Source organism: Streptomyces sp. NPDC005303 (assembly GCF_040607335.1).
Taxonomy (GTDB): Bacteria; Actinomycetota; Actinomycetes; order Streptomycetales; family Streptomycetaceae; genus Streptomyces.
Window position 1 is genome coordinate 42,750 of record NZ_JBEXGM010000018.1, and the last position, 22,439, is coordinate 65,188.

General features: G+C 70.9%; 25 protein-coding genes and 1 pseudogene. 10 read left to right on the forward strand and 16 right to left on the reverse strand.

Annotation, left to right across the window (positions count from 1 at the left end; all coding sequences use genetic code 11):
- Window positions 1-163: 163 nt before the first annotated feature.
- Together ABZT93_RS24100 and ABZT93_RS24105 are read right to left on the reverse strand one after the other, a co-directional pair.
- Window positions 164-817: a response regulator transcription factor gene (locus ABZT93_RS24100; protein ID WP_356107875.1), complete on the reverse strand. Its 654-nt coding sequence runs from the start codon at window positions 815-817 to the stop codon at window positions 164-166.
- Window positions 808-2,079 carry a sensor domain-containing protein gene (locus ABZT93_RS24105; protein ID WP_356107877.1) on the reverse strand — a complete coding sequence of 424 codons (1,272 nt, stop codon included), beginning with the start codon at window positions 2,077-2,079 and terminating at the stop codon, window positions 808-810. The genes ABZT93_RS24100 and ABZT93_RS24105 overlap by 10 nt, the downstream gene beginning before the upstream one ends.
- A 277-nt stretch (window positions 2,080-2,356) precedes the next feature.
- Here ABZT93_RS24105 and glnII point away from each other — a divergent pair, with 277 nt between their 5' ends.
- The 4 genes from glnII (at window position 2,357) to ABZT93_RS24125 (ending at window position 6,346) form a co-directional block, all read left to right on the forward strand.
- A complete protein-coding gene (glnII, locus tag ABZT93_RS24110; RefSeq protein WP_356107879.1) occupies window positions 2,357-3,385 on the forward strand; it encodes a glutamine synthetase in 1,029 nt (342 codons plus the stop codon).
- A gap of 96 nt (window positions 3,386-3,481) precedes the next feature.
- Window positions 3,482-4,423, forward strand: coding sequence for a hypothetical protein (locus ABZT93_RS24115; protein ID WP_356107881.1), 942 nt, complete (start codon window positions 3,482-3,484; stop codon window positions 4,421-4,423).
- Window positions 4,424-4,711: 288 nt separating this feature from the next.
- Window positions 4,712-5,278: a winged helix-turn-helix domain-containing protein gene (locus ABZT93_RS24120; protein ID WP_356107882.1), complete on the forward strand. Its 567-nt coding sequence runs from the start codon at window positions 4,712-4,714 to the stop codon at window positions 5,276-5,278.
- A 60-nt stretch (window positions 5,279-5,338) separates the two neighbouring features.
- Entirely contained in the window at window positions 5,339-6,346 is a 1,008-nt protein-coding gene (locus ABZT93_RS24125; protein ID WP_356107884.1) for an NAD-dependent epimerase/dehydratase family protein, read from the forward strand.
- A 102-nt stretch (window positions 6,347-6,448) separates the two neighbouring features.
- Here the strand turns inward: ABZT93_RS24125 and ABZT93_RS24130 are convergent, their stop codons facing one another.
- Entirely contained in the window at window positions 6,449-6,898 is a 450-nt protein-coding gene (locus ABZT93_RS24130; protein WP_356107886.1) for a helix-turn-helix domain-containing protein, read from the reverse strand.
- Between the two features lie 67 nt (window positions 6,899-6,965).
- Between ABZT93_RS24130 and ABZT93_RS24135 the strand changes: the two genes are divergently transcribed.
- A complete protein-coding gene (locus tag ABZT93_RS24135; RefSeq protein WP_356107888.1) occupies window positions 6,966-7,832 on the forward strand; it encodes an alpha/beta fold hydrolase in 867 nt (288 codons plus the stop codon).
- A 2-nt stretch (window positions 7,833-7,834) separates the two neighbouring features.
- Here the strand turns inward: ABZT93_RS24135 and ABZT93_RS24140 are convergent, their stop codons facing one another.
- Together ABZT93_RS24140 and ABZT93_RS24145 are read right to left on the reverse strand one after the other, a co-directional pair.
- Window positions 7,835-8,503: a hypothetical protein gene (locus tag ABZT93_RS24140; protein ID WP_356107890.1), complete on the reverse strand. Its 669-nt coding sequence runs from the start codon at window positions 8,501-8,503 to the stop codon at window positions 7,835-7,837.
- A gap of 107 nt (window positions 8,504-8,610) precedes the next feature.
- Window positions 8,611-8,973, reverse strand: a complete 363-nt coding sequence (locus ABZT93_RS24145) for an arsenate reductase family protein (RefSeq protein ID WP_356107891.1) — start codon at window positions 8,971-8,973, stop codon at window positions 8,611-8,613.
- Window positions 8,974-9,136: 163 nt separating this feature from the next.
- On the opposite strand from ABZT93_RS24145, the gene ABZT93_RS24150 reads away from it, so the two are divergent.
- Window positions 9,137-9,451 carry a hypothetical protein gene (locus ABZT93_RS24150; RefSeq protein ID WP_356107893.1) on the forward strand — a complete coding sequence of 105 codons (315 nt, stop codon included), beginning with the start codon at window positions 9,137-9,139 and terminating at the stop codon, window positions 9,449-9,451.
- A gap of 382 nt (window positions 9,452-9,833) precedes the next feature.
- Here ABZT93_RS24150 and ABZT93_RS24155 read toward each other — a convergent pair whose 3' ends face one another.
- Window positions 9,834-11,027, reverse strand: coding sequence for a winged helix DNA-binding domain-containing protein (locus tag ABZT93_RS24155; RefSeq protein ID WP_356107896.1), 1,194 nt, complete (start codon window positions 11,025-11,027; stop codon window positions 9,834-9,836).
- 267 nt (window positions 11,028-11,294) lie between these two features.
- Here ABZT93_RS24155 and ABZT93_RS24160 point away from each other — a divergent pair, with 267 nt between their 5' ends.
- Together ABZT93_RS24160 and ABZT93_RS24165 are read left to right on the forward strand one after the other, a co-directional pair.
- On the forward strand, window positions 11,295-12,650 hold the full coding sequence (locus tag ABZT93_RS24160) for a DUF2252 domain-containing protein (RefSeq protein ID WP_356107898.1): 1,356 nt from the start codon (window positions 11,295-11,297) through the stop codon (window positions 12,648-12,650).
- A gap of 116 nt (window positions 12,651-12,766) precedes the next feature.
- The gene (locus tag ABZT93_RS24165) at window positions 12,767-13,054 is read left to right on the forward strand and encodes a hypothetical protein (protein WP_356107901.1); all 288 of its coding nucleotides are present in this window, start codon (window positions 12,767-12,769) and stop codon (window positions 13,052-13,054) included.
- Between the two features lie 40 nt (window positions 13,055-13,094).
- On the opposite strand, the gene ABZT93_RS24170 is transcribed toward ABZT93_RS24165, so the two are convergent.
- The 4 genes from ABZT93_RS24170 to ABZT93_RS24185 form a co-directional block, all read right to left on the reverse strand.
- Window positions 13,095-13,679, reverse strand: a complete 585-nt coding sequence (locus ABZT93_RS24170; RefSeq protein WP_356107903.1) for a hypothetical protein — start codon at window positions 13,677-13,679, stop codon at window positions 13,095-13,097.
- Window positions 13,680-13,681: 2 nt separating this feature from the next.
- Window positions 13,682-14,599, reverse strand: coding sequence for a zinc metalloprotease HtpX (gene htpX, locus ABZT93_RS24175; protein ID WP_356107906.1), 918 nt, complete (start codon window positions 14,597-14,599; stop codon window positions 13,682-13,684).
- 96 nt (window positions 14,600-14,695) lie between these two features.
- Window positions 14,696-16,144 (reverse strand): hypothetical protein, encoded by a 1,449-nt coding sequence (locus ABZT93_RS24180; RefSeq protein WP_356107908.1) that lies wholly within the window; start codon window positions 16,142-16,144, stop codon window positions 14,696-14,698.
- Window positions 16,145-16,169: 25 nt separating this feature from the next.
- Window positions 16,170-16,424: a hypothetical protein gene (locus ABZT93_RS24185; RefSeq protein ID WP_356107910.1), complete on the reverse strand. Its 255-nt coding sequence runs from the start codon at window positions 16,422-16,424 to the stop codon at window positions 16,170-16,172.
- A gap of 398 nt (window positions 16,425-16,822) precedes the next feature.
- On the opposite strand from ABZT93_RS24185, the gene ABZT93_RS24190 reads away from it, so the two are divergent.
- Window positions 16,823-17,008, forward strand: a complete 186-nt coding sequence (locus ABZT93_RS24190) for a hypothetical protein (RefSeq protein ID WP_356107912.1) — start codon at window positions 16,823-16,825, stop codon at window positions 17,006-17,008.
- Window positions 17,009-17,668: 660 nt separating this feature from the next.
- Here ABZT93_RS24190 and ABZT93_RS24195 read toward each other — a convergent pair.
- From ABZT93_RS24195 to ABZT93_RS24205, 3 genes are read right to left on the reverse strand one after another with little or no spacing between them, the layout of a single operon-like run.
- Window positions 17,669-18,334 carry an NAD(P)-binding oxidoreductase gene (locus ABZT93_RS24195; protein ID WP_356107915.1) on the reverse strand — a complete coding sequence of 222 codons (666 nt, stop codon included), beginning with the start codon at window positions 18,332-18,334 and terminating at the stop codon, window positions 17,669-17,671.
- Between the two features lie 36 nt (window positions 18,335-18,370).
- Window positions 18,371-19,015, reverse strand: a complete 645-nt coding sequence (locus ABZT93_RS24200) for an NAD(P)H-dependent oxidoreductase (protein WP_356107917.1) — start codon at window positions 19,013-19,015, stop codon at window positions 18,371-18,373.
- 56 nt (window positions 19,016-19,071) lie between these two features.
- Window positions 19,072-19,785, reverse strand: coding sequence for a DsbA family oxidoreductase (locus tag ABZT93_RS24205; RefSeq protein ID WP_356107918.1), 714 nt, complete (start codon window positions 19,783-19,785; stop codon window positions 19,072-19,074).
- Window positions 19,786-19,906: 121 nt separating this feature from the next.
- On the opposite strand from ABZT93_RS24205, the gene ABZT93_RS24210 reads away from it, so the two are divergent.
- A complete protein-coding gene (locus ABZT93_RS24210; RefSeq protein WP_356107920.1) occupies window positions 19,907-20,317 on the forward strand; it encodes a helix-turn-helix domain-containing protein in 411 nt (136 codons plus the stop codon).
- 256 nt (window positions 20,318-20,573) lie between these two features.
- Here the strand turns inward: ABZT93_RS24210 and ABZT93_RS24215 are convergent.
- The 3 genes and pseudogenes from ABZT93_RS24215 to ABZT93_RS24225 form a co-directional block, all read right to left on the reverse strand.
- Window positions 20,574-20,797: pseudogene (locus ABZT93_RS24215) on the reverse strand (CoA-transferase); the annotation flags it as partial.
- A gap of 398 nt (window positions 20,798-21,195) precedes the next feature.
- Window positions 21,196-21,795: a TetR/AcrR family transcriptional regulator gene (locus ABZT93_RS24220; protein WP_356108132.1), complete on the reverse strand. Its 600-nt coding sequence runs from the start codon at window positions 21,793-21,795 to the stop codon at window positions 21,196-21,198.
- Between the two features lie 100 nt (window positions 21,796-21,895).
- On the reverse strand, window positions 21,896-22,429 hold the full coding sequence (locus ABZT93_RS24225; protein ID WP_356107923.1) for a DoxX family membrane protein: 534 nt from the start codon (window positions 22,427-22,429) through the stop codon (window positions 21,896-21,898).
- Window positions 22,430-22,439 lie beyond the last annotated feature (10 nt).

Here is a 22,439-nt window from a genome sequence, read left to right on the forward strand (position 1 = left end):
TTTCGGGGCTATCGAGGCGCCCGACAGGAGTGAAGCGGCGCCATCCCATACGCAGGGCGTCCCAAGGGTGTTCAGCCGTCCCACAAACAAATCAGAGGTTTGCCGGGACCCGGGGCATCAACAGCCCTCTGAGCAGCAGCAGTTACAGAGAATGAAGGTCTGCTCACCGGCCCCGGTCCAGGAACGCGAGCACCGCCAGAACGCGGCGATTGTCGTCGTCCGACACCTCAAGGCCCAGTTTGGTGAAGATGTTGGCGGTGTGCTTGGCGATCGCCCGTTCTGTGACGACGAGCTTTCCGGCGATCGCCGCGTTCGACCGCCCCTGCGCCATCAGTTCGAGCACCTCCCGCTCACGGGGCGTGATGCGGGCGAGAGGCTGGTCGTCGGCCGCCCGCCGGCTCAGCAGCTGCTGGATCACCTGCGGGTCCATCGCCGTACCGCCCGCAGCGACCCGCCGTACGGCGTCCACGAACTGCTCGGCGTCGAACACCCGGTCCTTGAGCAGGTACCCCACCCCGCCGGTGCCGTCGGCGAGCAGCTCGCGCGCGTACAGCTGCTCCACGTGCTGGGAGAGCACCAGCACCGGTAGCCCGGGGCGGTCCCGCCGGGCGTTCAGCGCGCACTGCAGCCCCTCGTCGGTGTGCGTCGGCGGCAGTCGTACGTCGACCACGGCGACGTCCGGTTCCAGCTCGGCCAGCGCGCGGGTCAGCTCGGGCCCGCTCTCGACGGCCGCGGCGATCTCGAAGCCGTGGGCTTCCAGGAGCCGGACGAGACCGTCGCGCAGCAGGAAGAGGTCTTCGGCCAGGACTACGCGCAAGGGATCTCCATGGTCACCATGGTGGGACCGCCCGCGGGTGAGCTGACGGCCAGGACGCCGTCGAATGTACCCAGCCGCCGCTCGACCCCGGCCAGCCCCGAACCGGCCGCGACGACCGCCCCGCCCCGGCCGTTGTCGGTGACGGTGACCCGCAGCATCCCCGTCCCTTCTCTCACGTGATGCAGGTCGATCCAGATCCGGTCGGCGCCCGAGTGCTTGACCGCGTTGGTGAGCGCTTCACTGACGGCGAAGTAGGCGGCCGACTCCACGGGGGCGTCCGCGCGGCGCGGGAGGTCCACGCTCACCTCCGTCGGGACCGGCATCCTGAGCGCCAACGCCCTCACCGCGTCGCCCAGTCCGCGCTCCGCCAGCACCGGCGGATGGATGCCGCGCACCAGGTCGCGCAGTTCGGCGAGCGCGTCCACGGAGGACTGCCGGGCCTGCGCGAGCAGCCGCTTCGCCTGCGCGGGATCCTTGTCGAGGAGCATCTCGATGGTGCCGAGGTCCATACCCATGGCGACCAGACGGGCCTGCGCCCCGTCGTGCAGATCCCGTTCGATGCGGCGCAGTTCGGCCGCGGAGGTGTCCACGGCGTCCCGCCGCGTCTCGGTGAGGATGCGGACGCGTTCCGCCAACTCGCCCTGTCCGGCGCCGAGTACGGCCCGGGTGAGCCGGAAGTGGACGGTCAGCAGGCGCGGCGCGAGGGAGGCGAGGGCCAGCAGGGCGATGCCCAGGGCGCCGGCGAGGAGCGCGGAGGACTGGTCGGTGACGTGGACGAAGCCGTACCAGTAGCCGCCCAGCTCCGACAGCGGCCGCCACAGCCCGGCCGCGACCGCGAGCCCCTCCAGGGGGTAGAACACGAGAACCGCCGGCAGCAGTGCCGTCACGAACCCGGCCGTCATGTCCACCTGGAGCCACCGCAGATCCCGCCAGGTCGCCGGATCGCGCAGCATCGCGTAGGTCCGCGCCCAGGTGTTGGCGTCCCCAGGTATCGGCCGGTACGCCGACGGGATCCGCACCCCGCACCACTCGGCCGCGACCACCCGCCGCCAGTCCGCGAAGGCCCGCACGCCCCGCAGCACCCAGGGGGTGGTGAACGCCCCGATCCCGATCGGCACGAGCGATATGGACACCAGGCTGAGCGTGAGACCGAGCACCGCCCCCGGCAGCGACACCAGCGCCAGCGCGAACCCCCGCACGGCCGCGAGCCCCGTGTCCCGGACCCTCGAACTCCAGCTGCCGTTCCGCGTCTCCATGGTCATACGGCCAGTCTGGTCGAGCGGGCGATGCGGGTCACTGGGCCTGGCCGCACGGTCGGGAGGTGGTGCCAGGTACACCCCCCTGCCGCGCGCGTACCCCATTTGCCGCGCTCACACAGTGAATCGCGCCACAGCATCACCAGGTAACACGGGGTTCACATTCGAGCAATGACCGGGAAATCGCCTGTTGACAGGCTCGCGGGCACCGAGAGGCGGCGTTTCAGTGCCGCAGCGCCGCAGCACCCGCAGTGCGTAGACACATCCCCGAAGGAAGTGGCCCGTGACCTTCAAGGCTGAGTACATCTGGATCGACGGCACCCAGCCGACTGCCAAGCTCCGTTCCAAGACGAAGATCATGGCGGACGACGCCAAGGGCGCGGAACTGCCGATCTGGGGCTTCGACGGGTCCTCCACGAACCAGGCCGAGGGTCACTCCTCCGACCGTGTCCTCAAGCCGGTCTTCTCCTGCCCCGACCCGATCCGCGGCGGCGACGACATCCTCGTGCTGTGCGAGGTCCTCAACATCGACATGACGCCGCACGAGTCCAACACCCGTGCCGCGCTCACCGAGGTCGCCGAGAAGTTCGCCGCCCAGGAGCCGATCTTCGGCATCGAGCAGGAGTACACGTTCTTCAAGGACGGCTACCCCCTCGGCTTCCCCAAGGGCGGCTTCCCGGCCCCGCAGGGCGGCTACTACTGCGGTGTCGGCGCGGACGAGATCTTCGGCCGTGACGTCGTCGAGGCCCACCTGGAGAACTGCCTCAAGGCGGGCCTCGCGATCTCCGGCATCAACGCCGAGGTCATGCCCGGCCAGTGGGAGTTCCAGGTCGGCCCGGTCTCCCCGCTGGAGGTCTCCGACCACCTGTGGGTGGCCCGCTGGCTGCTCTACCGCACCGCCGAGGACTTCGGCGTCGCCGCGACCCTGGACCCGAAGCCCGTGAAGGGCGACTGGAACGGCGCGGGCGCGCACACCAACTTCTCCACCAAGGCGATGCGCGAGGGTTACGACGCGATCATCACCGCCGCCGAGTCGCTGGGTGAGGGCTCCAAGCCGCTCGACCACGTCAAGAACTACGGCGCCGGCATCGACGACCGCCTGACCGGCCTGCACGAGACCGCCCCGTGGAACGAGTACTCCTACGGCGTCTCCAACCGCGGCGCCTCGGTCCGTATCCCGTGGCAGGTCGAGAAGGACGGCAAGGGCTACATCGAGGACCGCCGCCCGAACGCCAACGTCGACCCGTACGTCGTCACGCGGCTGATCGTGGACACCTGCTGCTCGGCCCTGGAGAAGGCCGGCCAGGTCTGATCCCCACCGCTTCCCCACCGCTTTCCCGAGGGGCGCCCACCGACCGCGGTGGGCGCCCCTCGGGGCGTTGTCAGTGGCGCCTGGCATGGTGGGGGCATGGAGATCGACGGGGGCTTGGCGGTCAAGGCCGAGACGGAGTACGGGGAGACGCTCGTCCGGGTGAGCGAGCAGGCGCTGCGGGACCTGGTGCACCGCATCGGGGAGAGCGGCGACCGCTGGCTGGTGCTGCAGCGGATTCCCGACCGCCCGGACGTGTTCGCGCAGGTGTGGCACGAGAGCGGCGGGACCTACCAGCTGGAGCACCGGGAAAGCCGCGCCGTCTTCTCCGGTACGGAACTCACGCACCCGGACGCCGTCGCCGACGCGCTGACGGGCTGGGCCCGCGGGGAGGCGGGCTGGGACGAGGGGATCGCCTGGGCGCCGGTCGAGGCCGATCCGCCCGAGGACGTGCCCGACCTCCCCGACGAGGTGCGCGAAGAGGTCGAGGCCCACGTCCGCGAGCAGTTGCGATGCGGCTACGACACCCGCGCGACGCTCGCCCGGTCCGCCGAGGAGTGGCTCGCCGACGCCGATGCCGACGACGCGGCTGCCAGACGCCCGGTGTCCGCCGCCCAGGCCCGCCTGCTCGTCGACCGGCTCTGGCTGGAGCGCGTCGCCGAACAGGAGGCCTGGCAGGGCGCGACCGACCCGGAGCGGCTCACCCGCGCCTTCGAGGCACTGAACACTCGCGGCGTCATCGCCCGCGAGAACTTCACCTGTTGCCGCACCTGCGGCACCGCCGAGATCGGCGCGGAGCGGGCAAAGGGCGACCACGGTTTCGTGTACTTCCACACGCAGTGCACCGAGAGCGCCGCCGCCGGGCAGGGACTGACGCTGCTGTACGGCGGTTTCGACGGCTCCGCCGACACCACGGCCGCCGTCGGCCACGAGGTCGTCGCCGCCCTCACCGACGTCGGCCTGTCCCCGCAGTGGGACGGCGACCCGGGCACGGCGATCGAGATCAGGCCCCTGACCTGGCACAGACGCCTGGTCGGTTGAGACGGGCCACGCATATTTCACGCCAAGGAAGTGTCCGAGCAGTGAGAGGAGGCTCCTGTTGTCGGCCGACGTCTGCTTCAATGAGCTCATGGCCAGCTACCGGAAGTGCATCGCGACGGGTCGCCATGACCTCGAGCCCTTCTGGCCTTCCCGTCAGCACCACGACTTCGACCGGGTGTGTTGCCGCGCGATGAACGCGCCGGCCCTCTAAAGCCGTACACCCCGGCCTTCGGCCAGCGCGCAGACGTACGTCCTCCGACGACCCTCTCGCGCGAAAGAGCTGACCTCATGGCGACCCCTCGTTCCCTCTCCACCGCCACCCTCCCCACCCCGTCCGAGAACGGCGCACGGCACCGACTCCGAGCCGTCGGCCCGGACGAGGTCCCGTACATGGCGGAGTTCCTTCCCCCGGGCGCCACCTGGCTGCCCGCACCCCAGCACACCCTGCCCAGCCTGCCGGGGCAGCCCCCGATGATCGGCTACCTGGTGCTCGTCCCGGCCGACCAGCACCCGCCCTTCCCGCAGGAACCGCGGATCACGGACGCCGACGCGGACGCGGACGCCCCCCTCGTGCGGATCGACACCGTGCAGCGCACCGCCGAGGTGAACGGCCGCGAACTCGACCTCACCTACCTGGAGTTCGAGCTCCTCGCTCATCTCGTCCAGCACCCCAACCGGGTGCACACCCGCGACCAGCTGGTCACCACGGTCTGGGGCTACGGCCATGTGGGCGACGGCCGTACCGTGGACGTCCACATCGCCCGACTGCGCCGCAAGCTGGGCGCGGACTTCCGGGGCGCGATCCAGACCGTGCGCCGGGTCGGCTACAAGTACACCCCGCCGACCGGCGGCTGAGCGTCTGCCCTCGGCAGATCCGGGTTCCCCCGCGCCGCCCCGGCGGGCACAGTCACCGGCATGAGACTTCTTCTGCTGGGCGGTACGGAGTTCGTGGGCAGGGCCGTCGCCGAGGCGGCCCTGGCAGACGGCTGGGACGTGACCGTCTTCCACCGGGGACGGCACGCGCCCGTGCCCGGGGTGCGGTCGCTGCACGGCGACCGCACCGCGCCCGACGGTCTCACGGCCCTGACCGAAGGGGGCCCGTGGGACCTCGTCGTCGACACCTGGTCGGCGGCGCCCCGCGCGGTCCGGGACACGGCACGACTGCTGCGGGACCGCGCCGACCGGTATGCGTACGTGTCGAGCCGCTCGGTGTACGCCTGGCCGCAGCCGGCCGGGTTCACTGAGGACGCGGCCGTCGTCGAGGGCGCCTCGGCCGACGCGGATCAGACCGACTACGCCCGGGACAAGCGAGGCGGTGAACTGGCCGTCCTGGACGCCTTCGGCACGGACCGCTCCCTGCTCGTCCGGGCCGGGCTGATTCTCGGCCGGTACGAGAACATCGGGCGGCTCCCGTGGTGGCTGGGCCGTATCGCCCGCGGCGGCCCGGTCCTCGCGCCCGGCCCACGGGACCTTCCCCTCCAGTACGTCGACGTCCGCGACCTGGCGCAGTGGGTGCTGGAGGCTTCCGCGGCGGGGCGGAACGGTCCGTACAACCTGGTCGGTCCACAGGGCCACACCACCATGGGCGAACTCCTCGACGCCTGCGTGACCGTGACCGGCGGGCCCGCCGAACTGCGCTGGACCGACCCGGAGATCGTCCTCGACGCGGGCATCGCCCCGTGGACCGGTCTGCCGGTGTGGGTCCCGCCGGACACCGACCTGCACACCACCCTCCACAGTGGGGACACCTCCCGGGCCGCCGCGGCGGGCCTGCGCTGCCGTCCGGTCACCGAGACGGTGGCCGACACCTGGCGCTGGCTGCGGGAGACCGGCGGGGTGGCGCCGCAGCGCCCGGACCGGCCGGCGGTGGGCATCGATGCGGAGACGGAGGCGAAGGCACTGGCGGCCGGAGCGCACGGCTGAGCAGCGGCCGGAGCGCACTGCTGAGCAGCAGGAGCCGGTTCGCGCGGGGGGCCGGGGCTGGGTTCAGGCCCCCTCGGCCGCCGCGGGGGCCCGGGGCGGGTGTCAGACCCCCTCGGCCGCCGCGTCCCGCACCCCCGCCAAGAACCCCCGGATCGCGGCCCGTTCACCCTCGTCGTACCCCTGGAGCAGCTCCACCGCCCTCCCGATCAGTGGTCCGAAGAAGGCTTGCCCCAGCTCCACCGCACGTTCGTCCACCTCGACGACCACCTTGCGCCGGTCCTGCCGCCCCCGCACCCGCCGCACATGACCGGCTCGTTCCAGCCGGTCGATCAGCGAGGTCGTACCGGCAGAGTTGAGCCCGAGCTCCGCGCCGAGCCGTCCCGCCGTCATCTCCTCGTCCGCGCGGGAGGCGTCCATGAGGGCGATCAGGGCGCGTACGTCCGTCGGATGCATGGCGTTGCGCTGCGCGAACCGGGCGCTGTGCAGGCCGAGTTCAACGGTGACCGCGCGCAGGAGATGGACGATCTCCATCTCGGGTCCCTGGGACGGCATGTGCACCCTCCGGCTATCATCTCGCTCATCGAGTATCTCGCTGAACAAGATAATACGGGAGTGATCGATGGGTCGGTACGACGGCGACGCGTTCGAGGCCGCCTACGACAAGGTGACGGCCAAGTGGCCCGCCGACCGGGAGGCGCTGCGGGTGCCGACCCCGTTCGGCACGACATACGTCAACGCGTGCGGCCCGGCCGACGCGCCCCCGCTCGTCCTGCTGCCGGGTGGCGGGGGAGCGACCTCCGCGTCCTGGTACGCCCAGGCCGCCCCCCTCGCCCGCACCCGCCGGGTCCTCGCCGTCGACCTGCTCGGCGCCCCGGGCCGCAGCGAACCGGCCGCCGACCGTCACCCCCGCACGGTCGCCGACTTCACCGCCTGGCTGGACGCCCTCCTCGACGGACTCGGCGTCACCCGGGCCGACTTCGGCGGGCACTCCTACGGCGCCTGGATCGCCCTGCACCACGCCTTGCGCGCCCCCGAGCGGATGCGCCGCCTGTTCCTCCTGGACCCGACCCAGTGCTTCGCCGGGTTCAAGGCGGCGTATCTGCTGCACGCCCTGCCGATGCTGCTGCGTCCCACGCCCGGCCGGGTCCGTGCCTTCCTGGAGTGGGAGACCGGGGGAGCGGGCGCCCTCGACCCGGACTGGCTCCGGCTCCAGGAGGCCGCCGCCGGCTTCCCCGCCATCAGGCCGGTCACCGGTCCGCGCCCCGCCCCGGACGCGCTGCGCGCCCTGAACATGCCGGTCCTGCTGCTCGTGGCCGCGAACAGCAGGACCCATGACACGTACGACGTCACGAGACGGGCGGGCGGACTGCTGCCGCTGGCGGAGACCGACGTGGTCCCCGGGGTCTCCCACCACGCGCTGCCGCAGTCCGCACCTGGCGAACTGGCCCGCCGCCTCAGTGAGTTCCTAGGGGACGGACGCGAATAGCCTCACCCCACCTTCTCGATCAGGGCCCGGCGGATGAGGAACTTGCCGGGCTCCCGCACCTGTTCGAAGGCCGCGTTGTTGAGCAGGGCGCAGCTGCCGGAGACCGAAGTGACCTCCACCGTCGTGGACTTGTTGTTGTCCAGGTTGGTGACCTTCAACTTCGTACCGGCCGGGAACTGGTTGCTGGACGCGGCGGGCGCACCGGCCTCGCCGGACAGGGTGACGGTCGAGCCGTTGCACACCTGCTGTCCGGAGGCGGCGTTCCCCGCGGGGGAAGCCTGGGAGGCGGGTGGTGCCTGGGAAGCGGCGGGCGCTGACGGAGGCGCGGCCTGCGAGGGCTGCCCCGCGGCGGCCTGGGAGCCCTGAGCCGACTCCCCGACCACACAACCGGACGCTTCCTGCTGCACCTTGATCTGCGCGATCACCGCTTCCCGGTTGGCGATCCGGGCCGCCGACTGCGCGTCGGGCGCGGCCCGTTGCCCGTCGATGAACTTCTGGTTGTTGCCGAGCGCGGTGGCGAGACCCTGGCAGACCGTCGACTCCGCCGCCGTCTGCGGGGTCGCGGCGTTCGAGGTGCTGGCCATCGCGAAGGCCCCACCACCCGCCACCGCCGCCGCGCTCACCAGCAGCGCGACCTTCTTCTTCGTACCGAGCGTTCTTCTGCGCGACATCCGCGGCTCCTGAGAGTTGGGGAAGCGTACGCCGCTATGTACGAGATACCGAACGAGGTTGCTCAGTGGTCGCAGGAGTCAGGTGACGTAACCTGCGTCACACCCGGCTATTTCCTGGACAGAGCGTCCTGTACGGCGTCATCGGTGCGGGCGACCAGCGCAGAGCCGTCGTCCGCCGTGATGATCGGACGCTGGATGAGCTTGGGGTGTGCGGCGAGCGCGGCGATCCAGCGGTCGCGCGAACTGTCGTCCCGGGCCCACTCCTTGAGGCCGAGCTCCTTGGCCGCGGTCTCCTGGGTGCGGGTGATGTCCCACGGTTCGAGGCCGAGCCGGCCGAGCACCTCGCGGATCTCGTCCTCGCTCGGGACGTCTTCCAGATAGCGGCGGACGGTGTACTCGGCACCCTCGGCGTCGAGCAGGCTGATCGCGCTGCGGCACTTCGAACAGGCCGGATTGATCCAGATCTCCATGGCGCCCACGGTACGCGAAAACCCGTCTTCCACCTGCGTCACAGCACCCCCGACAGCCTTGTGGCCAGGGGCTTTTGTCAGTGGCGGACGGTAGAATAAAACCAGTGTTCGAGGGCGTCGCCGGAGTCCCGGTGGTCGTCCTTACCGCGACAGGAGGATGCCTGTGCCCGCTGCCGCACTGAAGCCGAAGCCGTTCCCGACCCAGTCCACCGCGAAGCACCCCGTGCTGCTCGACCTGCCGTACACCCCCGTGGAGAAGCGCCCGTTGCCGCCGGGCCGTCCCCGCGAGTGGTATGTCACCCACAACCGCCGCCTCAAGGCGATGCGGCTCGCGATCGCCCTGCTCGACTCCGGCGTCTACGTGCCGAACCAGGCACGCAACGAGACGATCCGGGACACGGCGGAGACGATCGGCGTACACCCACCGTCGGACACGACGTGCCACATGGTGCGGGCGCTGATGCGGTACTCGCGCTGAACCATGATGCCGGGTGCCCCCACTCCATGGGGGCACCCGGCATCACGGCGTACTGGTGTCGCGGCTGACCGGCATCATGGCCGACCGCGTCCCCTGTCAGCCGACGCGATGATCGGGTCGGTGTTGCCCGTCACTCGGCACCATGTCTGACCGGCGTCGCCCGTCAGTCGGCGCGATGGCACGGTCCGCGTCGCCGGTCAGCTGGTGCTGCGGCCGACCGGTGCCTCGGCCGACCGGTGCCGTGGCTGATCCGCGTCGCGGATACCGGCGTCAGGGCCGACCGGCGTCGCCCGTCAGTCGGCGCGATGGTGGGCTCCCCGTCACCCGTCGCCCGTCACCCGCTGTCGCGGTCACCCGGTGTCGCCGCCGGCCGGGGTCCCCGTCAGTCGGTGGCTTCCGCCAGTTCCTTCTCCAGCGGCGTCCGGAACCGCGGCCGCACCCGTGTCGCCCCCACCCAGTCCCGCAACCGGGCGGCCTCCACCGCGATGGCCGCCTCCGCCTCGCGTCCCACGCCCTCCGTGTCCAGCAACCGCCAGACGATCTCCCCGTCGGGCCGCTGTGCCCAACCGCCCACCACCCGCCCGTTCCACCACACCGTCGGTCCCACGTTGCCGCTGCGGTCGAACAGGGCGGGCCTGAGAGCGGGCGCCAGATACCAGTCCCGCTGCTGCCAGCCCATCGCCGTCGGATCCAGTCCGGGCAGCAACGCCGCCCAGGGCTCCACGGGTTCCGCGACCGGACCGGCGTCACCTTCGACGACGTGGGCAGGCCCCTCGTCGACGGTCACCGGCACCGCGCGGATCGCCATGAGAGCGCGGCGCACGTCGGTCACCTTCCAGCCCGTCCACCACTTGAGGTCCGCCTCCGTGGCCGGCCCGCACACGGTGAGCCAGCGCCGCAGCAACTCCGCCTGGGCCCCGGCCACATCGAGCTCGGGATGCGGCGGCGCCACCGCCCAGCGGAACTGCGAGGACATCCAGGTGCCGAGCGGCCGCCCGCGGACCACCTTGCCCTCCACGCCGAGCACCCGCAGCAGGCGGCTCGCGACGGTGTGGACGCCCTCGTAGCTCTTCCCGGCCGCGTACGCGAACTGCTCCCGCAGCCGCGGCTCGTCCTCGGAGAGCTCCGTCGCCGTGGCCTGCCCGCGCCGGGCGAGCGCGGCCAGCGCCGACTCCTCGACCTCCTTCAGCCAGGTCGCGTCCGGGGCGCCCGCCTTCGCCATGTCCTTGATGAGCGCGGCCCGTTCCCGCGCGGCGACCGTGAGTCCGGTCGAGGCGTGCACGACCGCGGTGAGTTCGGTCGGGAACGCGAACACGGTGTGCCGCATCCCGTGCATCCGCACCAGGGACCGGTCCTCGTACAACGCCCGCTCGGTCTCGGCGACGGTCCGGGCGGAATCCGTGAGCCGCGCGCCGATGGCCAGGTACACGGTCGCGGGATCGCTCCCGTGCAGCGCGACCAGCGCGTCGGCCACCTCCTCCGGACTCGCCACGCGAGCTCGTCCGGCCAACTGCTGCCGCAACGCCAGCCGAGCCCTCCGCTCGCCCACTCCGATGTACCGCTCCCCGTCACCCATGGGCCCATCTTGACGTAGGCCACTGACAACGCCCCAAAGGGGGCGCGGGGCTGCATCGATATGCGGCTCCGCCGACGTGGCCGCGACAAGCCACGACGGCGCCGCAGCCGACAGACGGCAAGATCGCGGCACCCACGGAGGCGGAGCGTGCTGTCACCCGATCGCCGTACCCCACATGCGCACCTCCCAGCCGGGCCCTTCACTGCGATCAGGAGGTGACGGACACACCGGCGACCAGGAGACGACCGTGACGCGGACACAGGGCACATGAACACCCCCGGCGCCGGTACCCCAGCCGCCCGCGCGGAGCGCGGCCGTGCTGCCCGCAAACGCGTCCGCCGCTCCGCCCACGCCGGCTGGATCCCCTCCGCCGACCGCCCCGACCCCGTCGCCGTACTGGAACGCCAGGGCCGCGACCGCCTCCCGGAACTGCTGCCGATCCGGTACGGCAGGATGTCGTCCTCCCCCTTCGCCTTCCTGCGCGGCGCGGCCGCCTTGATGGCCGCCGACCTCGCCGCGCAGCCCCACACCGACCTCACGGTGCAGCTCTGCGGCGACGCCCACCTGCTCAACTTCGGTCTGTACGCCTCCCCGGAACGCTCCCTCCTCTTCGACCTCAACGACTTCGACGAGACCTTCCCCGGCCCCTTCGAGTGGGACGTCAAACGGCTCGCCGCGAGTGTCGCCGTGGCCGCCCGCGAGAACGGGCACAGCGAGGACAAGGCCCACCGGGCGGCGGGGGAGGCGGTCACCGCGTATCGCACGGCCATGCGCCGGCTGGCGGGCATGGGCGAACTGGAGGTCTGGCACGCGAGCGTCGACGCCGACAGCCTGCTGCCCCTCATCCGCTCGGCCCGCCATCGCCGGCGCGCGGAGTCCAGCCTCACCCGGGCCCGCCGCCGCACCAGCCTCCAGGCCCTCGGCAAGCTCACGGAGGTCGTGGACGGCCACCGCCGCATCATTCACGACCCACCGCTCATCGAACCGGCCGGCGGCCCCGACATGGCCGGCCTGCGCAAGATCTTCAGCGACTACCGCTCCACGCTCTCCGAGGAACGCCGGCTGCTCCTGGACCGCTACCGCTTCGTCGACGCGGCCCGCAAGGTCGTCGGCGTGGGGAGCGTCGGCATGCGCTGCTTCATCGTGCTGCTGGCCGGGCGGGACGCCGACGACCCGCTGTTCCTGCAGATCAAGGAGGCGCGGACGTCCGTACTCGAGGAACATCTGCCGCACGGACCGTACGTCCATCCCGGGCGCCGGGTGGTCGTGGGCCAGCGCCTGCTCCAGGCGACGAGCGACGTCTTCCTGGGTTGGATGAGCGGACCGCAGGGGCGGGCCTACTACTGGCGCCGGCTGCGCGACATGAAGGGTTCCGCGGACGTCGCCGGCATGACCCCGGCTGACCTCAGGGCCTACGCCCGCCTGTGCGGCACCACGCTGGCCCGCGCCCACGCCCGCTCCGGCGACCGCATCGCCATCGCCGCGTATCTGGGCGGCACCGACACCTTCGACCAGGCGGTCGCCGACTTCGCGCTCGCCTACACCGCCCGCACCACGTCCGACCACGCGACCCTGTGCGCCGCCATCGCGGCGGGCGTCATCAGGGCGGCCCCGGGCGAGTGAGCCACGGCCCCCGGGCCCGGCACACCGGGACGGAAACAGCTTCGCGCAGGGCAGGCATCAGCGCGCCTCGTCGGGGCTAGTCTTCTACACCACAACCACGCACACGGAGGCCCGTCATGGGCACCATCGTCATCTCCGGGACCGTCGTCCTGGTCATCCTGGGCTTCGGGAACCACACCTGGTGGCTCGTCGCCGTAGCCCTGCTCTTCGTGTACATGCAGTACGGCCGGGGCGGTGCCTCGGCGTCCTCGTCGGGCGGTTCGTCCGGCGGCGGTTCGGGGGCCGTGCCCGGCAGCTACCGGGCGTACCGCGACCGCCGGGACAAGCAGGCCAGGTGGGACCGCCGTTACCAGCGCGAGCGCCCCCTGGAGTCCCGTCGGCAGGCTCGCGAGAGAAAAGGCTGAGGGCTCCGGGAGGGAAAGGGCGCCCCGGGACGCCGGGGAGTCAGAGGCCGGGGGCGCCCCACAGAGGGAACCAGCGGTTCAGGTCCTGCTCGATCCGCAGATCGTTGGTGAGCGCGGCCTTCACCCGCAGTTCCAGCGCGTTGTCACGCCGCTGTCCCTCACCGGGCAGCGGCGCGAAGGGGTAGAAGGTGCCGCGCTTGTAGAGGTAGACCAGCGCGAGGGAACGGCCCGCGGTGTCCTGGAACCCGGCGAGCGAGCACAGCAGTTGCGGCCCGAAGCCGTTGACCTCCATCGAACTGTTCACCGCGTGCAGGTCGTTGACCAACTGCGGCAGCTGGTCCGGGACGCGTTCGGAGACCAGCCAGGAGTAGCCGAACTCGTCCCTGGTGAGCCGCACCGGGGGGCCGTCCCGGTCGGCGTCCGCGTCCAGCAGGGCCTGGACCTCCCGGTGCGACTGCTCGAAGGCCGCGCCCTCGACCGTGGCGAAGCACACCGCCCCGCGCCCGGTCGGGGTGAAGGAGGCGGCTGCCTCCAGGGTGACGGCCGCCGACGGCAGCGCGAAGAGCTGGTCGAGATCGGGCGCGACGGGCTTCGTGCGCCCGAGCAGGATGTCCAGCAGCCCCATCCTCAGCCCGCCTTCCCGGGCTCCACGGGCTCACCCAACTCCGAGGAGATCCGCCCCAGTTGCTCCAGCCGCTGCTCCAGGGACGGGTGGGTCGAGAAGATCCGCTCGATGCCGGGCTCCTTGCCGGTGGCCGGGGTGAAGTAGAAGGCGTTGAAGGCCTGGGCGGTGCGCAGGTCCTTGGTGGGGATGCGGGCGAGCTCTCCGGTGACCTTGGTGAGCGCGGAGGCGAGGGCCGAGGGTCGGCCGGTGAGGTGGGCCGCCGCCCGGTCCGCCGCCAGCTCCCGGTACCGGGACAGCGCCCTGATCAGCAGGAAGCTGAGCGCGTACACGGCCGCGGAGACACCCATCACGGCGGCGAAGATCACGGCGGTGTTCTGGTCCTTCCGCCCGCCGAACAGCTGGCTGTAGAAGGCGAACCGCACGATCAGCCCGGCGATCACGCCCAGGAACGAGGCGATGGTGATCACGGCGACATCCTTGTGCGCCACGTGCGACAGCTCGTGCGCGAGCACGCCCTCCAGCTCGGCGGGCTCCAGCCGGTCGAGCAGCCCGGTCGTCACGCACACCACGGCGTTGTCCGGGTTGCGGCCGGTGGCGAACGCGTTCGGCATGCCCATCGTGGAGACCGCGACCACGGGCTTTGGCATGTCCGCCAGGGCGCACAACCGGTCGACCACGGCATGCAGTTCGGGATACTCCACGGGTCCCACGACCCGCCCGCGCATCGCGAACATCGCGATCTTGTCGGAGAACCAGAACTGCGCCACGAACATCATGGCGAGCAGCCCCACCACCATCAGCCAGGACTTCAGCACCACGATCAACGCGACGACGAACGCCACGTACAGCAGCCCGAGCAAGAACATCGTGACCGTCATCCGCACGGTCAGCCGCCGGTCGCTCCGGAAACGACTCCGCATCTGCACCACCCCGCAGTCAGGCACTCGTCCCACCCTTCAGTGTGCACCCGCCCCGGCCATGAAGCGGTCCCGATCAGCCCTAGGACCAGCAAAGGCTCAGGCCTTCAGTCCGGCCTCCCACAGGCGCCGTTTCAGCACATGACCACTGAACAGATGCCGGGCCCGTCCCAGCAGCTCACCCACCTCGGCCACCCCGGGCGGCACATCCCCCGTCGGATGCCAGCGCTGCACCGACTGCCGGGCCCAGTGCCGCAACTTGTCGTCCGGATCGTCGACCAGCGCGACGGCGGCCCGCAGCCGTACGAGCCCGCTGTGCGCGTTGAGCAGCCGGAACGCGGAGACCCGCGTCTCCCGGGCCCGTCCCACCGCCAGCCGCTCCAGCAGCCACCCGTCGTCCAGCATCCGCGCGGACGGCACCAGCGCCAGGGTCGCCTCCCGCACCACACCGGGCGCGGGATCGTCGAGCAGCGCCCGCAGCCGCCGTAGGTCCAGCACGTCCAGCAGCCGCAACCCGCTCACGGCGCGCGTCCTGACCACCGGATCCGGGTGCGTGGTGAGCGCCCACAGCGCCTCGGCGTCACTGCGGTCCCCGCACTCCGCGAGCCCGCTGACCACTCCCGCCGACAGCGCGGGGTCGCCGGCATCGGCACAGCGACGCCGGTACCACTCGACCGGCTCACTTCCGGACTGCCGTACGACATACCGCGCACAGGCCCGCACCACCCCGGCCCGGTCGCCGAGGAACCCGATCGCCCGTTCCCCGCGCCCGGCCCGCCGCAACGCGGTCACTCCGGCCGACCGCGCCCGCGGATTGCGGGCGGCGAGCAGGGTTTCGAGTACGTCGTCGTCGGCGCCGCCCTCCGCCACGGCGGCCAGCGCGGCCTCCGCGCAGAGGCCCTGGACGACCGTGTCCTCATCCCGGGCGGCGCTGCGGGCCAGCTCGGCGGGGGAGAGGAGACCCTCCTCGACGGCGAGCCGGTGGGCGAAGCGGCGCACGGTGCGGTCGGGATGGGTGAGCAGCGGAAGCAGTGCTTCACGGTCCGCCGAGCGCAGTACTTTGTCGATCAGGCCGACGGCGACATCACCCCGGGTCCGGACGCCGACCCGCAGGGCGAGCGGGGTCAGGGCGACCGCGGTCTCCACGGTGACCGCCTCTGCCCACCGCGTTCGAGCGCGCTCCCGCACCGGTTCGGCCCAGTCGGCGCACCGCACCACGACCAGCGGCAGCACCTCCGGCCGCCCCGCGACCTGCCCCAGCGCCCCCCGGCGGATCCGTCCGTCCCGGTGGCAGAGGGCGAGCGCGAGCTGCGCGTCGGTGAGCCGGTCGCCGCGTCGGAAAGCCTCGGTCAGTGCGCGCCCCTGCTCGGTCCGCTGCCACTCCGGCAGCCAGGTGCCGTCGGCCCCGGACCAGCCGTTGTGCCGTACCGCGTCGTCCAGCTCGATCCAGACCGCCGGGTCGGCCGGGTCGACCACGGCCTCCCGTAGTGCGGCCCCCTCCGCGAGGCGGACCGCTGCCTGTGTCCCGTTCCGGGTACTGCCGCGCACGTGCGCTCCTTGCCTGCTCGGCGCACTAGTAGGGACGCAGGTCCGCGTACCCCAGCAGCACGATGATCACCGCCACGGTCCCGAGCACGATCGCCGTCGAGCGCCAGGACGAGCGGCGTGGTGTCCTCGGCTCGGGGTCGGCGCGGAACCGCTGGGGCTTCGGCGGGTTCTCCTTCCACCGGGCGGCGAGCATGCGGGCCCGCGCCGAGGGCTCCTTGTGCTCGGCCCCGTCGGCCCACCTGATGTCGAACTCCCGCTCGGTGTCGTCCTGTTCGGGCATCCCCGTATCCCCCGTCGTCTCCCGTCGAACAGCTGTGCAGAAAACGATACGCCGTAGAACCACCGTGAGACCGCCGTCGGACGGTCTACGGTTCGATCACAGGTCGAAGAGGTGATGGTGCGACTCCTCTACCTCGGAGCCGTGTTCTCAGGGTCGGTCTGACCAGCAGGAACGGCGTCGTTGTCGGTCATTGTTCGTGGTCGTTGACCCCCCCGGACGGCCCAGCGACGCCCCTGCGGTCGCTCGCACCGCTCGCACCCCATCCGACTAGCAAGGATGTGCGTCCAGCGTTCAAAACGCCGACTTCTCGTCCATGTCTCGTCCAGAGCCGGCTACCGCCCTGGTTCTGCAGCGGTCCGAGGAGGAGCATGGAGGGCAAGCGACCAAGGAGGCCTGCCATGAAAACCGGCGCCTCGGACTCGGACTACGCACCGTGGCTGTACTCTCACACGCCCTCCCAGGCGGAGGGCGAGCGCGACGATCCTGCCGAACGGGCAGCCATGCACCCAGATGTCCCCAGGACTGAACCGTCCCAAGCGGAAGGCGAGCAGGTGGACGACACCGGGGCGGATGACCATCGATAAGCCCGAGGGGCGGACCTTCCACGCGCGAGCCCTTGTGCGCCGCCTGGGGACGGCCTTGCCGCATCAGTTTCCGGGGAGCCGGAGGTTCAGCTTTCGCCCGCCCTCATGGCTGAACTCAAGATCGTAACGGGTGAATGCGGGACCGAGCCGGCCTGGTTGCCTGTTCCAAGGTCGCGCAGAGGAACGGCCCCACGCCGTCGGCGGAGTCTGAATGATCGGGTCAAGTACCTACGTGCGCGCGACGGTTCTCAAGAGCGTCGCGCAGTCCGCACCCATAGCCCGTGTGACCTGCTCAGACGTTGTTCCGGTGGCCCGCAACCGCCGTGCTGGCCCACAGTCACCGGGCACGGCAGCCAGGCGTAGGAGCACCGCGCCACGGGCCGGTTCAGCGTGAGCAGCGAGGCGCCCGAGCGTATGCGGGGCAGTAGTGGTGCTCGTAGGCTGATGCTGCTCGGGGCTGACGCGGAGGTCCCTCATGCCCCGAACCATATGGAGCGGCGCCATCTCGTTCGGCCTGGTCACTTCTTTGAACTAAGGCCGTGTCCACATGTGAGGGAAGCGTGGGGTCAGTTCACTCCATTCCGGTGTCGCCGTCGACGGACGGCGCGCCTCAGGTCGGACAGCTGTGGTGCATGAGGTGGGTGTGGATCATGGGGTGGGTCATCCTCGTGTGTTCCAGACGAGGGGGGCTTTACGGATCCAGGTGTCGTCCTCGATCGTCTGGACGAGGAACTGGGCGAGGTCGGCGCGGTTGATCCGTGCGCCGGGCTTTTCGGTGCCGGCCTCGGCGGCCCGTACGGGGCCGCTGAGGGGCTTGTCGGTGAGGGTGACGGCGCGGGCCAGGGTCCAGTCGATGCCGGACGAGGCGCGTACGACCTGGTCGAGGCCGGTGTGGTCCTCGAAGCCCGCCTTGATGTTCGACAGGTTGATGAACGCCTTGACCAGCGGGTTGAGCCGGGCCCAGTCGTCGCCCGCGCCCTGCGTGGACGTCAGCACGATGCGGCGGATGCCCTGTTCGCCCATGATGGTGAGCGTGTTGCGGGCGGCGTCGGTCATGAACATGGGCGGGCTGACCGGCTTGGCCCACGGGTTGTCGGAGGCGCGGGCGTTGTTCAGCGCGCTGATCACTGCCTCGATGCCTTCGGCGGCCCGGCGGATGTCGTCGATGTTGGCGGGTGTGCCCTGGATCAGCTCGACGCCGGCCGGTGCCTGCACCTTGTCGGGGTTGCGGACCAGGGCGCGGACACGGTGGCCGCGCCGGGCCGCGTGCTCCAGGACGTGGGCGCCGGTGCGGCCGCTGCCGCCGAGGACCAGGAAGTTGCTCATGGTGTTCAAAAGCCTTTCGGGCAGTTCAGGGCTGGATCAGGCGGCCTGTCGGCCGGTCAGGACAGAGCCCAGGCGGCGGGCCTCGTCGTGCGCCTTGGTCATGGACGCCTCGTGCACCGGCAGCAGCGGGGCCATCATCGGCACGTAGGGGGCCATGGTCAGTTCGGGCAGGACCGTCGTCAGGTCGAGGCCGAGGTTGGTCGGGTGGCCCAGGACGGTTTCCAGCGTCGGCACCAGGTGGTCCATGCCGTGCTTGGGGGCGCCGGGGCCGTAGCCGCCGCCGCGTGCGGAGATCACCGTGGCGGGGCGGCCGAGGGTGGGAGGGGGTCCGTCGAAGCTCAGGGTGCGCCCGGCGACCATGATCTGGTCCAGCCACGCCTTGAACACGGACGGCATCGTGAGGTTGTACATCGGCACGGTGAACAGGTAGGCGTCCGCGCCGAGGAACTCCTCGATCAGCTCGTCCTGGACCGCCGCGGCCTTCGCCTGCTCGGGGGTGTGCTCGGCGGGGTCGGTGGTGCGGGCGGTGATGCCGGCCGCGCTGAGGTGCGGGGCGGGGGAGGCGGCCAGGTCGCGGTGGACGACCGGGCCGTTCCACTCGTCACGGAAGGACCGGGCGACCTGACGGGAGACGGATGCCTCGCCGAGTGAGGAGGCGTCGATGTGCAGCAGGTAGGACATGGGGAAGTCAGCCTTTCGACATGATCAAGGGTGTGTCGTGGGGTGAACGGTGGAGGTCAGCTGCGGGCCGGTACGGCGCAGCCGTCGGGGCCGCAGACCGCAGCGTCGCCGCCGGTCGCGAGGGTGAGCGGGTGGGATGCGTCCCAGGCCGTGCGCAGCACGTCGAGAAGGCCGTCGCTGTCCTGGGCCCCGGGGATGCCGTACTTACCGTCGACGACGATGAAGGGCGCGCCGGTGGCGCCCAGGCGCTGGGCGCGGGCGGCATCGTCGCGGACCTGCCGCTGGTAGCGGTGCTCGGTGAGCGCCTGACGGGTGCCCTCGCGGTCCAGGGCGATCTCCTGGCCCAGGTCGAGCAGGTCGTCCATGCTGAAGACGGGGCGGGCCTGGCCGAAGTAGGCGCGGAAGATCGCGTCCCAGGCTTCGCGGTTCTTGCCCTCGGCGGCGGCGTGGGCGAGGAACTCGTGCGCCAGGTCGGTGTTGCCGACCAGGTTGTCCAGCACCTTGTAGGGGCGGAGTCCCTCGGCCTCGGCCAGCGCCTCGATCCGGCGCGTGGACGCCTCGGCCTGGGAGCCGCCCATGCCGTACCGGCTCAGCAGCACCTCCCGGACGGAGAACGTCTCCCCCACGGGGAAGGAACTGCTCAGCGGGAACGAGTGGTGGACGACCTCCACCTCATCGCCGTGCTCGAACCGCTCCACAGCCCGGTCCACACGGTGGCTGCCCAGTCCGCACCAGGGGCAGGTGACCTCGGCCCAGATCTCGATCTTCATGACGCGCGCCTCCCGTGCCTGCGCTCTGATTCCTACGTTTTGTTCGTAGCGCCATGATGGGCCAGTATGGAAGTCGATACAAAAGGCACATCGATGTTCGTGCCGGAGAGGAATGTGCGTCATGGAGGTCACCGGCAGTTCGGGCGGCGCGGCGGCGGTGGGGCCCTGTGCCGGCATCCCCGCCGAGCACATGGAGTTCATCCGGCAGGTTCTCGACCGTGTCGGCGACAAGTGGAGCCTGCTGCTCATCGCGGTGGTGGAGGCCGGCCCGCTGCGCTACACCGACCTGCAGCGCCAGGTCCCCGGAATCTCCCAGCGGATGCTCACTCTCACGCTCCGCCAGCTTCGGGAGGACGGTCTGATCACCCGCACCGCATACGCGGAGGTGCCACCGCGCGTCGAGTACGCCCTCACCCCGCTGGGGCGCGGCCTCCACGAGATCGTGACATCCCTGATCGGCTGGGCCGCCGACCACCACGACGAGATCCGCGCGCACCGGGCCCGCGCCGCGGCACCAGCAGCCCGGTCCTGAGCTTGTTCTCCAGCAGGCCCCCGGCGGCAGTTGAGTTTGTGTGAAGAAGAACAACGACACCGTCGAGGGCCCCTGACGGCCTCGTCTACACCGCCCGCCTGCCGTTGTCGAGCGCCACCCTGAAAACTGGCTCGCCGACCTGATACGCGGTCACATGAAGGAGATCGGCTCGCACGCCCACGCCCACGCCCACCAGACCATCCGACCTGCAGTTTTCACGATGCACACTGCTCAGTGCGAGAGCCTTCCGACGCTGGCCGGTCACTCGGGCGATTCGGCCGGCCGCCAGCAGGACGCCGAGGCCCTGGCCGTCCACGCCGCAGATGTTGGAGACCACGCACAGTCCATCGGCGCCCTGGGCCTGCAGGGCGTCGATAAGCACGGTGGGTATGCCCACAGCCCGAAGCCGCCCACCGCCAGCGAGGCCCCTTCCGGTATGTCGGCGACCGCCTCGGCAGCCGAGGCCATGACCTTGTCCACGTTGTTCATGCCTTTCTCCGGTGCCGGACGCGGTGTCCGGCACCGGGGTGGTGCCAGAGCTCATCGCACGGTGGTTACTGACTTCGGCTCGTCAGGGTGAACTTCGGCGAAGTCCCTGATGAGTCTGGGGCGGTGGCCGTATCTCGTGCTGTGTGAGATATGCGGATGGGGGCGGGCTGAGTGCCGCGGGACGCCGGCCCCGGAAGACCGTGCGGATGCAGGCGGCCGAGATGTTCGAGCGGAAGGTCAAGCCGTCGGAGGTCGCGCGGCTATTACGGGTGAGCCGGAAGTCGGCTCACCAGTGGCACCAGTTGGGATGGTGGTGTACAGGCTCTGGTCTCCCGTGGCCCGAGCGGTTCGGCCGAGTGGGCTCGGCTTCGTCCCGTACGCCGCCCAGGTCATGGCTGTGCTTTGAGGATCCCGCTGAGGACGATGTCGAGTGTGCGGTCGAGCCGCTCGGGCAGGTCGAACGGCTCTGGTTCCGCGCCGATCCACCGGATGATGCCGGAGAAGTATCCCGCTGCCAGGAGCGCTCCAGCGTGGTGCGGGTCCACCTCGGGCCTCACCTCATCGTGGCGCACGCCGTCATCGATGATGCGAGTCAGCTCCGTTTCCAGGGAGGGGTCCTGAAGAAGGCGGCCGAAGCGGGCGGAGGCTTCCATGAGAACGGCAGTCTCCGCGCGCAACGCGATGTTCAGTTCGGCCATCTCCCGCAGGTAGCGCCGCAGTCGATCGCCAACCGGCAGATCCTCGGAGTGTTCCTGGCCGAGGATCTCCGACACGCGGGCCCGGCGGCGAGCGCCCCACTCCTCCAGGAGGCCGACCTTCTGGGAGAAGTGGTTGAAGACAGTGGCCCGGGCGACATCGGCGCGTTCGGCGATCTGGTCCATGGTGGTCGGCTCATAGCCATGAGCGACGAAGAGTCCGATCGCGGCTGTGTACGACTCGTCATGAACTTGGCGCCACTTGCGTTCGCGGCGGTTGACGGGCGGGATGATGTCCTCCTCCGGGGGGCGCGTCGGCGGCGGGCCCGGAGTGCCGCCTTCATGCCCGGCGATCAGTTTCCTTCTGGACTGTAGTCCGACAATGGCTCTCGGGTCAGACGCTGACTGCCCCCGGCAGCGCGGGCTGCTGCGGCGGTGTCGACTGCGCCGCTGTGTGCCTGCGGTCGAGCCTCAACAGGGAGTCGAGCGACAGGGCGCCCGGTCCGAGCGTGAGCAGTGCCAGCAGCGCGGCGAGCATGAGGAAGTCGATCTCAGCTCCCCCTGAGCCCTTTGGTCCGAGGACACCCAGGTGGAGGGTGTTGAGTTTGACCAGGACCCCCGTGCCCAGCATTTCGAGGCTGAGGAGCGCCGCGGCGACGCGGGCCAGGAGGCCCAGCACGAGCAGTCCGCCGCAGGCGAGCTCCATGGATGGCACGAGCCAGCGCAGTACCGAGGTGAGAGGCAACCCGGCGGGCCGCAAAAGGTAGTTCTCGAAGTTGTCGAGACCCAGAATGTTGATCTTGTAGAGGCCATGGAGGATCATCAGCCAGCCGATCGTCGTCCGCAGGACGAGCAGCGGCAGATCGTTGAGCCTGGTGAGCCTGGTGAGCCTGGTGAGCCGGTTCGCGGCTGAGCCGTAGAGGCGCATCTCGAGTCCT